Below are 15,307 nucleotides of genomic sequence, written 5' to 3'. Positions count from 1 at the left end.
AGCCGCCCGACGACAATGAAGGATTTACAACCTATAAAAGGGAAGTATTACATCCATTCGCTTATAATGGAGGGAGAGCATGAGCATCAGGACTTTAAGTTTGCCATAACTGATGCCGCCAAGATAGCCCATTCCATCTCCGCGTTTGCCAACAATGACGGTGGCAGGCTGCTTGTCGGGGTTAAGGACAACGGTAATATAGCCGGTGTGCGCAGCGATGAAGACATCTATGTCATTGAACAGGCAGCGCAGATGTTCTGCAATCCGCCTCAGGAAGTCAAGATTACTGCGTTCAGGGTTGATAACGGTGCGGTGGTGCTACGCGCCGATATTCTGAAGGCTGACCGTCGTCCGGTATATTCAAAAAGTGTCGACGGGACATGGCGCGCCTACTACCGTGTAAAGGACGAGAACATTGTCGCACATCCTGTCATGGTCAAGGCTTGGCGTCACGTCGAGGAAGCGGAGGAGGGGATGGTGTTTTCTCTTTCTGAAAAGGAGACTGCCCTCCTTGACTATCTTGACGAGTGGGGAATGACGACGGTTGAGGATTATATGACCGGCACCCATATAAGCCGTGCCGCAGCTGAGGATATAGTGGTGAAACTGTATGCCGTTGGTGTCATTGACTTCGTTTATACCAGCACGGAATTCAAGATTGTGCGCGTCAGCTAATCAATTTTGATTATTACTGGGCTGAAAGCAAGTGAATATTACCTAAATTTAGGTATGGTGAAGTTTGCACGGGTGTAGTAACTTTGCATTCGGATAATTATACGAATAAACGATAAAAGAAGCTTACTCAATAACTACAGACAGTTTTTAACGGAGTAGTCTATTTTATTCTTAAAGCTATTGTTTTATACAGCGGGACTGCCGGTCTGGGAAGACAGCGGTCTCGCTTTGCTTTTGTAAAAAATAATGACTATATTTGTCTTTAAACATGTTAACCTTAAATATATGGCAATTAAAAATATAGTCGCTTTCGGGATTGCATTGGTCATGTCGGTCGCATCTTCCGCTATGGAGCAGGTGAGTCTCGACACAGGGTGGAAGTTCAAGAAGGGTTCCGGTTTCGGTAATGCCAATGATGGCGAGACTGTCGACCTGCCTCATTCCTGGAATACAGCTGACGGTATGTTTGGCGGTGATTATTATCGTGGATCGGCTACTTATACTAAAATGTTGGATATTCCGGTCACGGGTGAAGAAAGTCGGTATTTCCTGAAAGTTAATGCCGCACAGACCGTCGCCGACATCTTTGTCGACAACCGCTGGATCGGTCAGCACCGTGGTGGCTATACGGCTTTTGTCGTCGAGCTGTCACGACATGTCACTCCCGGGAAAAGTCATAAACTGGATATTGTGGTCAATAATTCGCCGGTGTCTGATGTGGCTCCTATAAGCGGTGATTTCAACATATTCGGCGGACTTACACGCGGCGTCGAACTTCTGGTTACGGCTCCCGTTTGTATTGCTCCTGATTTTTATGCTTCCGACGGGGTGTTTTTCGCTCAGCGCTTTGTCTCTGCCGATGCTGCCGAAATAGATGTGGAAGTTCATCTTTCCGATACCGGACAAGGCTACAAAGACTATACTGTGGTTGCCGAACTGACGGACGGTGATGACACCGTTGCTGCTGCGCGGTCTGCCGCAGTCGCTTCCGACGGTGTTGTGGCAATGAAGATGTCGGTTGCCAATCCTCGTCTTTGGAATGGTGTCGCTGATCCGTTTATGTATAAAGGGATTGTCAGGCTTGAAAAGGATGGAATGACGGTTGACAGCCGGAGTGTCAATGTCGGGCTGCGTTATTACGGAGCTGACGCTGACAAGGGCTTTTACCTGAATGGAGAGCGTTGCCGCCTTGTAGGCGCCAATGTGCATCAGGACCGCGCCGAGAGAGGCGCGGCATACAGGGCTGAGGATTTTGACGAAACGGTTGATATGGCACTTGACCTGGGATGTAATGCGCTCCGTCTTGCTCACTATCCTCACTCGGAAGAGATGTATGACCGGATGGATTTAGCCGGTCTTGTCGCATGGACGGAGCTGCCGTTTGTCAACATTTATATTTCCAATCCTGCATATGAAGAAAATCTGAAGATGCAGCTGAAGGAGTTGGTCTATCAGAAGTTTAATCATCCGTGTGTACTTGCCTGGGGGCTCTTCAACGAGGCAAATTCAGGATGGATGGAGCCGGTTGGCGGCATGATTGCATCGCTGGATTCGCTTGCGAGGGCTATCGACCCTACACGCCCTACTATAGGGGCAAGTAACCAGAACGACTCATTTAATTCAATACCGTCATATATCGCCTTTAATAAATATTTCGGATGGTACGGGGATAATCCCGCCGATATGGCTGACTGGATTGACGCGGAGCATGCCGCTCATCCTGACCGGGCTATGGGAATAAGCGAATATGGAGCGGGTGCAAGTGTGTTTCAGCAATCTGATTCACTGGTGCATCCTGAACCGTGGGGACAATGGCATCCTGAAAATTGGCAGACCTATTATCACATAGAAAACTGGAAGATATTGAGCCGCCGGGATTTCCTGTGGTGTAATTTTATATGGTGTCTTGCCGACTTTTCATCGGCAGGCAGAAAGGAAGGAGATACTTTCGGGCGTAATGACAAGGGACTCGTGACTTATGACCGCACGATTAAAAAGGATGCGTATTATTTCTATAAGGCTAACTGGAATAGGGATGAGCCGGTGCTGTATATCGCCGGACGCCGTAACCGTAATGTCGAGTCACCGACAGTTGACATTATGGCGTTTGGCAACCGTGGCGCTGCCGGGCTTACTGTCAATGGTGTCTCATATGGCGTGGCGGAGCCTGACGAGGTAAATGTCATGACATGGCGCGGAGTGCCACTGGGCAAGGGCGCCAATGAGATTGTGGTCACTGACTCTGTGAGCCGCGACAGTTGCGTAAAGGTTTTGCGCTGATGCTTACGGGCGTATTACCTGTATGTCGGGATTGACGTTTAGCAGCTCGCTTACAAGGCTGTCGCTGTCTTTTACGGAAATGCTCATCGGTGACGTGCTTTTCAATACCGACCGGTCGCTGAAACTGACTGCGAGATGCGTGCGCTTGCCGAGCAGCGGAATCTGCTTCTCGATATAGCGTATGCGCGTGATTTTTCTTATCGGGTAACGTGTGCCGTGAAAAAACGTGTACACTATAAGATTGTCGTCCTCCACTGAGTAGCCTTCGCCAAATATGTATATAAACGACAATACTGCGAGCAGACCGAAATAGATAAGCGACAGTGTGAGCTCTCCTGCAATGATTGCTACTATGAATATGGTCAGGAAAAATATGGCATAGTACCAGTAGCTGTATATATTGTTGCGGCGGTATCTGATTCTTTTCATGTCATTCCAGTTTTTTTAAGATGGTCTGCAAATATATGTAAATAAATTTGAATAATTGGTGGGTGTATAGTCGGGAAAATATATTAATTTTGAAAAAAATACCTTGACCATGAATAAGAACACTATGTTTACCCTGCTGCTGGCTCTATTTGCCTTGCTGCCCGCGTCGGCGCAGCATCATGAGCTTTACGTTGACTCTTCGCTTGACGATGATGAGGCTTGTGCCGACGATACCTATTTCAATTCGTTGCGCGACGCGCTTGTCGAGGCTGAAAACATGCAGCGGCAATACGCGTATACCGAAGAAAATCCGCTTGTGATAAAGATAGCCCCCGGTGTGTACTGGATTGATGACCCTGACGATCCGGAGGTGAGACGCCCGGAGAAGGGAGGCTCGACGCCGTTTGGAATGAAGGTGAATCTGAGCCATCTTCGCCTCGTCGGGTTGAGTGACAACCCTGAAGATGTGGTGCTCGCCTGCAATCGCGGGCAGACCCAGGGTGCCGTGGGTAATTTTACTATGCTGCATATAACCGGCAGCGACATACTGGTGGAAAACCTTACATTTGGCAATTACTGTAACGTAGATTTGGTGTATCCGCGTGACCCCTCGCTCAACAGGAAAAAGAGGGAGGATGCAATCGTGCAGGCTCAGCTGGTGATATGTGACGGTGACCGCTACGTGGCGCGCAACTGCCGCTTTATAAGCCGGTTGAACCTGTGTCCTTTCGCCGGGGCAAAGCGTATCCTGTTTGACCGGTGTTACTTTGAATGTACTGATGACGCTTTGTGTGGCACAGGCGTCTATCTTGGCTGCCGCTTTACTTTTTTCAGCGGAAAGCCGTTTTACAATACCTATGCACAGGGTGCATGCTTTCTTGATTGCGACATCCATTCCAAGACACGCGGACGCCAGTATCTTGTAAAGGCTGGAAGCCATGTGGCTATGGTCGACTGCCGCTGGACATCCGACGACCCCGGGCTGTATCTCGGCTGGACGCAGGACCCGACTCCCGACCTGCGTTGCTATCAGCATAATGTCACGCTCAACGGCAAGCAGGTAGTGATAGGTAAGGAGCATCCGCGACAGACGGTAGTCATGACCGGCAAACCCCTCCTTGAGGCTTATAAATGTGGTGATACCTACAATGTATATAATCTTGTGAAGGGAGATGACGGGTGGAATCCGTTAAACCGGGACACTACTAATCTTGCATCGCAACCGACCATGCTGTCAATCGATAAGCGCGTCGCGCGGCTGGAGACCGGAAAGGATACGCTGGTGATTAAGAGTGACAAGTATTTTACCTGGTGGGAGGCCGTTGAGGGGTGTGACATGTGTGTCGACATGCGGATTTATAATCCCGGCGAGCTTACCGTTATAGGGCGGAATAGCGGCGAGATGCCACAAAAAGTCAACATCAAGGCTTTGACAAAGGAAGGGCTTGAGGCGGAGTGTGAAGTCACGGTGTGTCCTCCGTTGTTGCCTTCTCCTTCATTTACCTCTGAGCCGGTGATAGTAGCCGATGGCAATAAACTTCGCGTGGCATACGGGCTTGACCTTGGCGGCAGGAAGGATATGTCGTCAGTGACATGGTATCGCGCCAAGTCGGCTGATGGCAGTGACGCCATACCCGTGGCGGTGTCGCGTCATGATCTCCCCAAACTTGAGTATACCCTCACTGCCGCCGACAATGGATATTATGTCATAGCCGCTGCGGCGCCGAGACATGTACGTTCTGATTACGGCGAGCCTGTGAGCGCGGTTACCCCCAATCCGGTGGAGGGAGTGGGCGAATCACGCACACTGATGACTGATTTCCATGATTTTGTCACTGACTGCCAGCCATTGGTGATTCCCGGCTTCTGGACTGTCGATGCGTTTAAACCGCTTGATACCGCGGAGTTTGAGTGGGTGCCCGATCCGCGTAACAGTTGGTATTACGGCAATGGAATCGACGGTGCGGCAAAATCAGAAGGTCTGATGCAGAACACCCGCGGGGCGCGTCTGCTTTATCATCCTGTCGGAGCTAAGTATGGCGACATGTCGCTGACGCTTGACGTGGATCCCTGCAAGACTGCCGGGCAAGGCTTTGGCAGCGCCACAGGGCAGTACATGGATGTGTATGTGAAATTTGATGCCGCCACGCTCACAGGCTATGCGCTTCGCATAATCCGCACGGTCAAAAATGACAAGGCTGTCGACTTCGTGCTTATGAAATATGAGCATGGTGTGGCGACGCCTATCAGCGAGCCGGTCTCGGCAGTGTGCTATCGCAAAGGTTGCAGGATAAGACTTGATGTCAAGGGTGACCGTCTGATTGCATCGGTCAATAACACGCTTGACGTGCCGGAGCCCCACCGTCCCGGATTGGTAAAGGATGTGGCTCTCTCCGCTACCATCTCACCCAATGATTTCGGCGGTATCGGCGTGCAGCATACCGGTTCCTGGGGCGCAAGCGCAACCCTCCTGCGCTCCCTCGCTGTCACCTGGCAGTAAGAGCCGGCTCCAAGTGCAGCTGCATTACTCTAATAAATGGCGCTCAAAAAGGACTTAAAGACCTTTTGAGCGCCATTCCCATTAGAATAATACTGCCGTTAATGGACTATGACTTTAAATGTCGATACATTGTCAATGATGACAAAATAGCAGCCTGTTGCTAACGAATTTACAGAAGTGTCGTTGCCCGTATATATAATCTTGCCGTCAGGGCGCATGATTTTTGCCGTAGATGATATGCGATAAGATGTTGAGGTCGGGGTAAAAAGAAGCGGGGTTGTGTCGAGCGACACAACCCCGCCGGTTATTTAAGTAAGTTTTGGATTACTTGTTTTCGAGGGTCTCAACTTCCGGGTCAACTCCCCACTGCTGCTGAGAGAGACGACGGTAGTTGTTGTAGCGCCACTGTGCGTTAGCCTTGGCTTCAGCGAAGAGTTCGGCTGCTTCTGCGGGATACTGCTTCATTACTGATGCGTAACGAACCTCGCCCTTGAGGAAGTTTTCAAACTCATCCCAGTTAGGCTGCTTGCTGTCGAGGGTGAAGGGGTTCTTGCCTTCAAGCTCTGCAGCGGGGTTGTAGCGCCAGAGGTGCCAGTAACCGCAAGCAACTGCGTTGGCTTCTTCCTGCTGAGCCTTGCCCATACCTGCCTTGATACCGTGGTTGATACAGGGAGCGTAAGCGATGATCAATGAAGGACCGTCGTAAGCTTCTGCCTCGCGGATAGCCTTGAGGGTCTGAGCCTGGTCGGCACCCATTGCGATCTGAGCTACATATACATAGCCGTAGGTAGTGGCGATAAGACCGAGGTCTTTTTTACGGATGCGCTTACCTGAAGCGGCAAACTTGGCGATTGCTCCAAGCGGGGTTGCCTTTGATGACTGACCACCGGTGTTAGAGTAAACCTCGGTATCGAGTACGAGGATGTTGACATCCTTGCCTGATGCGATAACGTGGTCAAGACCGCCGAAGCCTATGTCGTAAGATGCACCGTCACCACCGATGATCCACTGGCTGCGCTTGATGAGGAAGTGCTTGAGCTCAAGAACCTTCTTGCATGCGTCACATCCGCAAGCTTCCATAAGGGGAACAAGCTTGTCAGAGATTTCGCGGCTGCGGTCAGCGTTGTCTTTCTCGTCGAGCCACTGGGTAGCGAGCGCCTTGATTTCGTCGCTGCACTTGGGGCAGTCGAGGAGGGCACGTACATCAGCGTCGAGGCGCTCACGCATCTTCTCGTTGGCAAGTGTCATACCGAGACCAAACTCGCAGAAGTCCTCGAAGAGTGAGTTAGCCCACGCCGGACCACGACCGTTCTCGTCCTTGGTGTAAGGAGTAGAAGGCACTGAGCCTGAGTAGATTGAGCTACATCCGGTAGCGTTTGCCACGATTTCGCGGTCACCGAAGAGCTGGGTGATAAGTTTTACATAAGGAGTCTCACCGCAGCCTGAGCATGCGCCGGAGAATTCAAACAGCGGAGTTGCAAACTGAGAGTTCTTAACGTTGGCCTTTACGTCAACGAGGCTTGCCTTTGACTTAACGTCGGCAACGCAGTAATCCCAGTTCTTCTGGATGTCAAGCTGAGTTTCAAGAGGCTTCATGACGAGAGCCTTTTCGCCCTTCTTGCCCGGACATACATCAACACAGTTGCTGCAACCGAGACAGTCAAGCACGTCTACAGCCTGCATGAAGCGCATGCCGGTGAATGTCTTGCCGATAGCGGGGATAGTGGCGTCTTCTCCAAACGGAGCCTTTGCCATCTCTTCCGGAGTGATTACGAAGGGACGGATAGCAGCGTGAGGACAAACGTAAGCACACTTGTTACACTGGATACAGTTTTCTTCAACCCACTCGGGAACGAAAGCTGCAACGCCGCGCTTCTCATACTTCGCGGTACCCTGATACCAGGTGCCGTCGGGCTCGTTTACAAATGCCGATACGGGAAGGAGGTCGCCGTCCTGAGCGTTGATGGGGCGCACTACCTTGTTGATAAATTCAGGATCGTTGTTGGCTACAGCCGGTTCGTCCTGAAGGTTCTTCCATGCCGGATCGATTTCAAGCTTCTTGTATTCACCGCCACGGTCAACTGCAGCGTAGTTCTTGTCAACCACATCCTGACCCTTCTTGCCGTAGCTCTTGACGATGAACTTCTTCATCTGCTCGATTGCAAGGTCAACGGGGATTACTTCGGTGATGCGGAAGAATGCTGACTGAAGAATGGTGTTGGTGCGGTTGCCGAGACCTATCTCCTGTGCAATCTTGGTCGCGTTGATATAGTAGATGCTGATGTTGTGTTCAGCAAAGTAACGCTTAACCTTGTTGGGGAGATTCTTTGCAAGCTCCTCGCCTTCCCAGATTGTGTTGAGAAGGAATGTACCGTTGTCGCGGAGACCGCGGGTCACGTCATACATGTGAAGGTAAGCCTGTACGTGGCATGCCACGAAGTTGGGAGTGGTCACCAGGTAAGTAGAGCGGATGGGCTTGTCGCCGAAACGGAGGTGAGAGCAGGTGAAACCGCCTGACTTCTTTGAGTCGTAAGCGAAGTAAGCCTGGCAATACTTGTTGGTGTTTTCTCCGATAATCTTTACAGAGTTCTTGTTGGCACCTACGGTTCCGTCAGCACCAAGACCGAAGAACTTAGCCTCATATGTGCTGGGGTCACCGAGAGCAACCTCTTCCTTCATCGGGAGAGACATGAAGGTCACGTCGTCTACGATACCAAGAGTGAACTGGTTCTTGGGAGTGGGAAGAGAAAGGTTTTCGTATACTGAAAGAATCTGTGCGGGAGTAGTGTCCTTTGAAGCAAGACCGTAGCGACCGCCTACGATAAGCGGAGCGTTTTCTACGCCGCGGTAACACTCGACAACGTCAAGGTAAAGGGGCTCGCCGTTGGCTCCGGGTTCTTTGGTGCGGTCAAGGACTGCAATCTTCTTGGCGGTCTTGGGAACTGCTGCAAGGAAGTGTTTAGCAGAGAAGGGACGGTAGAGGTGAACTGATACAAGACCTACCTTCTCGCCCTGTGACAGCAGGTAGTCGATAGCCTCCTGAGCAGCCTGGGTCACTGAACCCATGGCGATAATCACGCGCTCAGCCTCGGGATCTCCGTAGTAGTTGAACAAGCCGTATTTGCGGCCGGTAATCTCGGAAATCTTGTTCATGTAGTCTTCTACAATCTCGGGAACAGCCTCGTAATACTTGTTGCATGCCTCACGGTGCTGGAAGAATACGTCGCCGTTTTCTGCCATACCGCGTGCTACGGGGTTGTTGGGGTTAAGGGCGCGGTTGCGGAAATCGGCAAGCGCCTCGCGGTCCAAGAGGGGAGCGAGGTCATCGTTTTCAAGAGCCTCGATTTTCTGTATCTCATGAGATGTGCGGAATCCGTCGAAGAAGTTGACGAAAGGCACACGTGACTTGATAGTTGCAAGATGAGCTACGCCTGAGAGGTCCATTACTTCCTGTACAGAACCTTCGGCAAGCATTGCAAAACCGGTCTGACGCACAGACATTACGTCCTGGTGGTCGCCGAAGATGCTTAATGCGTGAGAAGCAAGTGTACGAGCCGATACGTGGAACACGCAAGGGAGCAATTCACCTGCTATCTTATACATATTGGGAATCATCAGGAGAAGACCCTGAGAAGCTGTGTAGGTGGTGGTGAGGGCACCTGCCTGAAGTGAACCGTGAACGGCACCGGCAGCTCCGCCTTCTGATTGCATCTCCTGCACAAGAACGGTCTCGCCAAAGATGTTTTTACGACCTGCGGCAGCCCATTCATCTACATACTCTGCCATTGTGGAAGAGGGGGTGATGGGGTAAATAGCTGCTACTTCAGAGAACATGTAGCTCACATGTGCTGCAGCCTGATTACCATCACAGGTCAAGAATTTCTTTTCTTTACTCATAATCGTGTAATCTATTTTATAGGAAATATACGTATTTCGTTTTTCAGGTTTTTATTTTGCCGACAAATTTAATTATTAATCTGTTAAATGCCAAAAATAATGACACCCGTTTTGTGATAAAAAGTGGTTAAGCCTTGTTATTTAACTAAAAATAAACAATGAAAGGTGCCCCCATCTCACGATGACTGCACCTTTGTAAACCTTAAAAATCTAATCCTATGAAAAAACATTTCAAAGATACTGCTAAAATTGTTATAACACAAATATCCGGTTGCTTTTTTGTCATAATTTAACCATAAAACTGTTAATAAGGGAGGGCAAAAAGCTCATCTCCCGACACGATTAGCAAGAAAATCGCATTTAGTTGTCATTTTGTCGGGTGTGCAAGACCCCTATATTAGGAAAGAATTATTATCTTTGCCCTATGTCGCAGTTTAAAGTAAACTATCTCGGATGCGGGTCGGCAACGCCTACATTGCGTCATCTGCCGAGTTGTCAGGTAATCGATTACCGTGACAACCTTTTTATGGTTGACTGCGGGGAGTGTGCCCAGTTGTCGATGAGACGTCAGAGACTTAAATATTCCCGTCTCGGACACATATTTATATCTCATCTTCATGGCGACCATTGCCTCGGTCTGCCGGGACTTATCTCCACCCTTGCCCTCACCGGAAAGGAAGGTGGAGTGGTGACGATACACACCACTGCTGACGGCGCTGACATATTCCGTCGCATTCTTGGCTTTTTTTGCCGTGAGACTCCGTTTGATGTCCGTTATGAAATCTTCGACCCTAAGGCTACGTCGACAATCTTCGAGAGTGACGCGCTGACGGTCACTACATTTCCACTCTATCACAGGGTGCCGTGTACAGGCTTCATGTTTGCGGAAAAGCAGAAGCTGCGTCATCTTAAAGGTGATGTCGTCAGGTTCTATAATGTGCCTGTCAGGGATTATGCGCGTATAAAAAGCGGCGACGACTGGGTGACTGAAGAGGGCAGGGTGATACCTAACGCTGTGTTGACATCGCCTGCCGATGCTGCCGTAAGTTACGCTTACTGTTCCGATACGGTGTATGATGAGCGAGTGGCGCGTTCGGTAGAAGGAGTCCATACACTATATCATGAAGCAACTTATACCGACGATTATAGTGATAAGGCCCGCAAGCGCGGTCATTCGACGGCTTCGGAGGCGGCAAGGATAGCCCGTGCGGCAGGGGCGACGCAGCTTGTGCTCGGACACTTTTCAAAGCGTTATGCCGATGAGCGTCAGCACTTGCGTGAGGCTCAGGCGATATTTCCCAATACTGTGACGGCTTATGAAGGACTTGCTATCGATTTGCTATGAATAAGGAATTGAACGATGACATATATTTTATGCGTCAGGCTCTTGTCGAGGCGCAGGCTGCTTATGATGCCGATGAAGTGCCGATAGGTGCGGTGGTCGTGTGTGGCGGCGTTATTGTAGGCAGGGGACATAACCTTACCGAACAACTCGGCGACGTCACTGCCCATGCCGAGATGCAGGCGATTACTGCTGCGGCAAATACGCTTGGCGGAAAGTATCTCGTCGACTGCACCCTTTATGTCACGGTGGAGCCGTGTCTTATGTGTGCCGGCGCGATAGGATGGAGCCAGCTGCGGCGTGTGGTGTTTGGCGCGCCCGATGTAAAGCGAGGCTATGTATGCCAGACATCGCGGTCACCGTTTCACCCCAAGGCTGTAGTCGTGTCCGGGGTGCTTGAAGAAGAGTGTTCTTCGCTGATGCGTAAGTTTTTTTGCTCCAAGCGTTGATTGTTGCGACGTATTGGCTAATTTTGTATTTGGAAAGTTACGATATGACAATGAAATGTATTGACGATATGGATTATGATGTGGCGGGACGGTGTCTTGCCGATGCGCTTCATCAGGGTATAGTGGTGCTTGACGGTGCGATGGGCACCATGATACAGCGAGCCGGTCTTTCCGAGGACGATTTCAGCAGCGGAAAGTTTGCCGGCTGGAGTCACAGACTTAAAGGATGTAACGACCTGCTGACAATTACGCGGCCTGATGTCATACGCGACATTCACCTCCGCTACCTTGAGGCTGGCGCGAGAATCATAGAGACCGATTCGTTCAATGCCAATGCCGTGTCGCTTGCCGATTATGGTCTTTCCGATTTTGTCGCTGAGATAAACCTTGCCGCGGCGAGAGTGGCACGTGACGCTGCCGACAGTTTCATGAGCCGCCATGACGGAGAGATGTGTTGGGTTGCGGGCAGTGTAGGACCTTCCGGCAAGTCACTTTCTATGTCGCAGGACCTTGATGACGACAACAACGCGCAGGTTGACTGGGATTTTCTTGCCGACACTTTTTATCTTCAGTGTAAGTCGCTGCTTGAGGGTGGAGTGGATTTATTCCTGATAGAGACAATATATGACTCATTGAATGCAAAAGCGGCAATATGGGGCGCGCGCCGGGCGATGGAAAGTGTAGGGAAGAGAGTGCCCGTCATCTTGTCGGTGACACTCACGGAGTCGGGGCGCACTCTTGCCGGGCAGACTCTCGAGGCGTTTGTCGCCACTGTGAGTCATTGCAATCCTCTTGCTATAGGGCTTAACTGCTCTTTTGGCGCTGATGAGATGGTAAAGTATGTTGAGGCGCTTCAGGGCTACCCTTATGCAGTCAGTGTCTATCCCAATGCCGGCTTGCCAAATGCGATGGGCGAGTATGACGAGACGCCGGAGTTGATGGCATCAAAAGTGAGGCCGATGCTTGAGCGTGGCATGGTAAATATAATAGGAGGATGCTGCGGCACGACTCCGGAACATATAGCAGCCATATCATCCATTTCTGCCGGACTCGCTCCACGGATTATCCCTTTGCCAAATGATGAAATGGTGCTTGCCGGTCTTGAGCCTCTTGTGGTAAACCGCCAACGCAATTTTGTCAATGTCGGCGAGCGGTGTAATGTAGCCGGAAGCCGCAAGTTTCTGCGTCTTATCAAAGAGCATAGTTATGGCGAGGCTATAGAGATAGCCCGTAAACAGGTCGAGTCGGGTGCGCAGATTGTCGATATAAATATGGATGACGCGATGCTTGACTCGGAGAGTGAGATGACCGCGTTTTTAAGCCGTCTCGGCTCTGAGCCGGAGACGGCAACAGTGCCGTTCATGATCGACTCTTCCCATTGGCCTACAATAAAGGCAGGACTGAAGCGAGTGCAGGGTCGTCCTTTCGTCAACTCGATAAGCCTGAAAGAGGGTGAGGAGATATTTCTTGAACATGCACGTTATATCCGGGAGATGGGTGCTGCCGTGGTGGTCATGGCATTTGACGAGTGCGGTCAGGCCGACACGTTTGAGCGGAGGATAGAAGTGTGTGGACGTGCATATGACCTGCTCGTCGGTAAGGCCGGGTTCAAAGGATGTGACATCGTTTTTGACCCTAATGTGCTTGCTGTCGCAACGGGAATTGAGGAGCATCGTGACTATGCCCTTGACTTTATCCGCAGTGTTGAATGGATCAAGACCCACCTCCCGGGAGCAAAAGTCAGTGGAGGCATAAGCAATCTGTCGTTTTCATTCAGGGGCAATAACTATGTGCGCGAGTCGATGCATGCCCTTTTCTTGTATCATGCCATTGCCAAAGGACTCGACATGGGAATCGTGAATGCGGCGGCGATGATGCCTGTCGATGAGATTCCGGATAATCTGAGAGAGGCGATTGACGACGTGTTGCTTGTGAGACGCGATGATGCCACCGACCGCCTTGTCATGCTTGCCGCCGAGATGAAAGAGATGAAGACCGGTCAAGGTGGCGCGACTGATTCCGGACACGATGATGCTTTGCCGGCTGTCGAGCGGCTTGAGCTGATGCTTGTGAAAGGACATTCCGACAATCTTCCCGATATTCTTGAAGAGGCGAGGGCTACGCTCGGATCGGCTGTGGCGGTGATTGATGGTCCGCTTATGTCAGGGATGAACCGTGTCGGCGATCTTTTTGGTGAAGGAAAACTGTTTTTGCCTCAGGTGGTCAAGAGTGCGCGGGTTATGAAGCTCGCAGTGTCGTGGCTTACTCCTTATATAGAAGAAGAAAAACGCGGCTCGGGACAATCGTCAGCAAACGGGCGCATGGTGATTGCCACAGTGAAGGGTGATGTACACGACATCGGTAAAAATATCGTGGGAGTCATCCTGAATTGTAACGGATATGACGTTATTGACATGGGTGTAATGGTGCCCGGTGAGGATATTGTGGAGAAGGCTGTTGAGTCAGGTGCCGGATTTATCGGTCTTAGCGGACTTATCACTCCTTCGCTTGAGGAAATGTGTCACGTCGCACGTCTCATGGAGGACCGGGGAATGAAGATTCCGCTTCTGATCGGCGGTGCTACTACTTCGGCGCTTCACACTGCGGTAAAGATAGCCCCGTGTTATAGCGGACCGGTCATATATACCCGCGACGCGGCAATGTTGCCGTCGGTCGCACAGAAATTTGGTAACAGCGCCACTTATGACGCTGCAGTTGACGCGTTGCGGCAGGAGCAGGAGCGTCTGCGCCGTGAATATGAAGGCTCTACGGCAGACACTTTGTCCTATAAGGAGGCGTGTGAACGTGCGCCGCGTCTCGATTACTCGCCTGTCACGCCTGCATCTGTCGGGGTTAATGATTTGGAATTTAAGGTAAGTGATGTTGCCGGTCTGATAAACTGGCGAGCTTTCCTTGCTGCATGGCGACTTGACCCCTCGCTTGCTTCCGTGGCTGAAATTACCGGGTGTGACCATTGCCGCGCTCAGTGGCTCGCCGCAGTCCCGGCAGGCAAGATTGCTGATGCCACCGAGGCGATGCAGCTTGTAAAAGAGGCTAATAACGCGCTTGAACGTCTTGAACGCGACGGCGTAACATTAAAAGCGCGTGTGGCGCTTCTGAAAGCAGGCTCGCGTGGCGGCGATATAATATATGAGCATGGAGGCTCGCGTGGCGTGATTTCAACCTTGCGGCAGCAGTCAGGGAGTGTCAACGGAGAGTGTCTTTCACTTTCCGATTACGTGGCGCCTGTGGGCGACGACGGCTCGCTCAGTGATTATATAGGCGTGTTTGTTGTCACTGCGGGTGGAGTCGATGATATAGCCTCGCGCTATAAAGATTCAGGTGATGATTACAAGTCGATTCTGTATCAGACCCTTGCCGACCGGCTTGCCGAGGCTGCGACTGAGCAGATGCATCGCGTGGTTCATGAGCGCCTGTGGTGCAGTGGACATAAAGGAGTGCGCCCTGCTGTCGGTTATCCCTCGCTTCCCGATCAGTCGCTGATATTTGATTTGGACAGGATTCTTGACTACGGCTCAATTGGAGTCTCGTTGACTGAAAGCGGAGCAATGGCGCCTGTGTCGTCTACGTCGGGATTGATATTGACCCATCCCGCGAGCCGTTATTTCGCGGTCGGTCGTCCCGGTGATGATCAGCTTGCCGATTATGCGGCTCGTAAGTCTGTCGATGTAAGATCGCTTGAACGGTTTCTGCCCCGATGACAAAGGGGCAGCC

The 15,307-nt window shown here is 51.1% G+C and carries 9 protein-coding genes; 6 read left to right on the top strand and 3 right to left on the bottom strand.

Annotated features, from left to right (window positions below):
- Positions 1-15: 15 nt before the first annotated feature.
- Together E4T81_RS02835 and E4T81_RS02830 are read left to right on the top strand one after the other, a co-directional pair.
- Positions 16-675: a helix-turn-helix domain-containing protein gene (locus E4T81_RS02835; protein ID WP_135041181.1), complete on the top strand. Its 660-nt coding sequence runs from the start codon at positions 16-18 to the stop codon at positions 673-675.
- Between the two features lie 285 nt (positions 676-960).
- The gene (locus E4T81_RS02830) at positions 961-2,955 is read left to right on the top strand and encodes a glycoside hydrolase family 2 protein (RefSeq protein WP_167761606.1); all 1,995 of its coding nucleotides are present in this window, start codon (positions 961-963) and stop codon (positions 2,953-2,955) included.
- 3 nt (positions 2,956-2,958) lie between these two features.
- Here the strand turns inward: E4T81_RS02830 and E4T81_RS02825 are convergent, their stop codons facing one another.
- Positions 2,959-3,384 (bottom strand): hypothetical protein, encoded by a 426-nt coding sequence (locus tag E4T81_RS02825; protein ID WP_135041177.1) that lies wholly within the window; start codon positions 3,382-3,384, stop codon positions 2,959-2,961.
- A gap of 109 nt (positions 3,385-3,493) precedes the next feature.
- Here E4T81_RS02825 and E4T81_RS02820 point away from each other — a divergent pair, with 109 nt between their 5' ends.
- Positions 3,494-5,884 (top strand): hypothetical protein, encoded by a 2,391-nt coding sequence (locus E4T81_RS02820; RefSeq protein WP_135041175.1) that lies wholly within the window; start codon positions 3,494-3,496, stop codon positions 5,882-5,884.
- A gap of 98 nt (positions 5,885-5,982) precedes the next feature.
- Here the strand turns inward: E4T81_RS02820 and E4T81_RS02815 are convergent, their stop codons facing one another.
- The gene (locus E4T81_RS02815; RefSeq protein ID WP_135041173.1) at positions 5,983-6,177 is read right to left on the bottom strand and encodes a hypothetical protein; all 195 of its coding nucleotides are present in this window, start codon (positions 6,175-6,177) and stop codon (positions 5,983-5,985) included.
- A 31-nt stretch (positions 6,178-6,208) separates the two neighbouring features.
- Positions 6,209-9,718 carry a pyruvate:ferredoxin (flavodoxin) oxidoreductase gene (gene nifJ, locus E4T81_RS02810; RefSeq protein WP_371683031.1) on the bottom strand — a complete coding sequence of 1,170 codons (3,510 nt, stop codon included), beginning with the start codon at positions 9,716-9,718 and terminating at the stop codon, positions 6,209-6,211.
- 487 nt (positions 9,719-10,205) lie between these two features.
- Between nifJ and E4T81_RS02805 the strand changes: the two genes are divergently transcribed.
- The 3 genes from E4T81_RS02805 to metH are packed head-to-tail and all read left to right on the top strand — an operon-like array spanning position 10,206 to position 15,294.
- Positions 10,206-11,126, top strand: coding sequence for a ribonuclease Z (locus tag E4T81_RS02805; protein WP_135041169.1), 921 nt, complete (start codon positions 10,206-10,208; stop codon positions 11,124-11,126).
- A complete protein-coding gene (locus tag E4T81_RS02800; RefSeq protein ID WP_167761604.1) occupies positions 11,123-11,572 on the top strand; it encodes a nucleoside deaminase in 450 nt (149 codons plus the stop codon). Before E4T81_RS02805 ends, E4T81_RS02800 begins: the two co-directional genes overlap by 4 nt.
- A gap of 50 nt (positions 11,573-11,622) precedes the next feature.
- Positions 11,623-15,294 (top strand): methionine synthase, encoded by a 3,672-nt coding sequence (metH, locus tag E4T81_RS02795; RefSeq protein WP_245206993.1) that lies wholly within the window; start codon positions 11,623-11,625, stop codon positions 15,292-15,294.
- The last annotated feature ends 13 nt before the right edge of the window (positions 15,295-15,307 follow it).

The sequence above is a fragment of the Barnesiella sp. WM24 genome, from assembly GCF_004570975.1.
Lineage (GTDB): Bacteria > Bacteroidota > Bacteroidia > Bacteroidales > Muribaculaceae > Muribaculum.
The sequence above is the reverse complement of the archived record's forward strand: the minus strand, read 5'-3'. Positions and strand labels throughout refer to the sequence as shown.

Coding starts and splice junctions, on each gene's coding strand:
- E4T81_RS02825 (WP_135041177.1), bottom strand. CDS start 3,384: ATGAAAAGAATCAGATACCGCCGCAACAATATATACAGCTACTGGTAC.
- E4T81_RS02830 (WP_167761606.1), top strand. CDS start 961: ATGGCAATTAAAAATATAGTCGCTTTCGGGATTGCATTGGTCATGTCG.
- E4T81_RS02835 (WP_135041181.1), top strand. CDS start 16: ATGAAGGATTTACAACCTATAAAAGGGAAGTATTACATCCATTCGCTT.
- E4T81_RS02805 (WP_135041169.1), top strand. CDS start 10,206: ATGTCGCAGTTTAAAGTAAACTATCTCGGATGCGGGTCGGCAACGCCT.
- metH (WP_245206993.1), top strand. CDS start 11,623: ATGAAATGTATTGACGATATGGATTATGATGTGGCGGGACGGTGTCTT.
- nifJ (WP_371683031.1), bottom strand. CDS start 9,718: ATGTTCTCTGAAGTAGCAGCTATTTACCCCATCACCCCCTCTTCCACA.
- E4T81_RS02820 (WP_135041175.1), top strand. CDS start 3,494: ATGAATAAGAACACTATGTTTACCCTGCTGCTGGCTCTATTTGCCTTG.
- E4T81_RS02800 (WP_167761604.1), top strand. CDS start 11,123: ATGAATAAGGAATTGAACGATGACATATATTTTATGCGTCAGGCTCTT.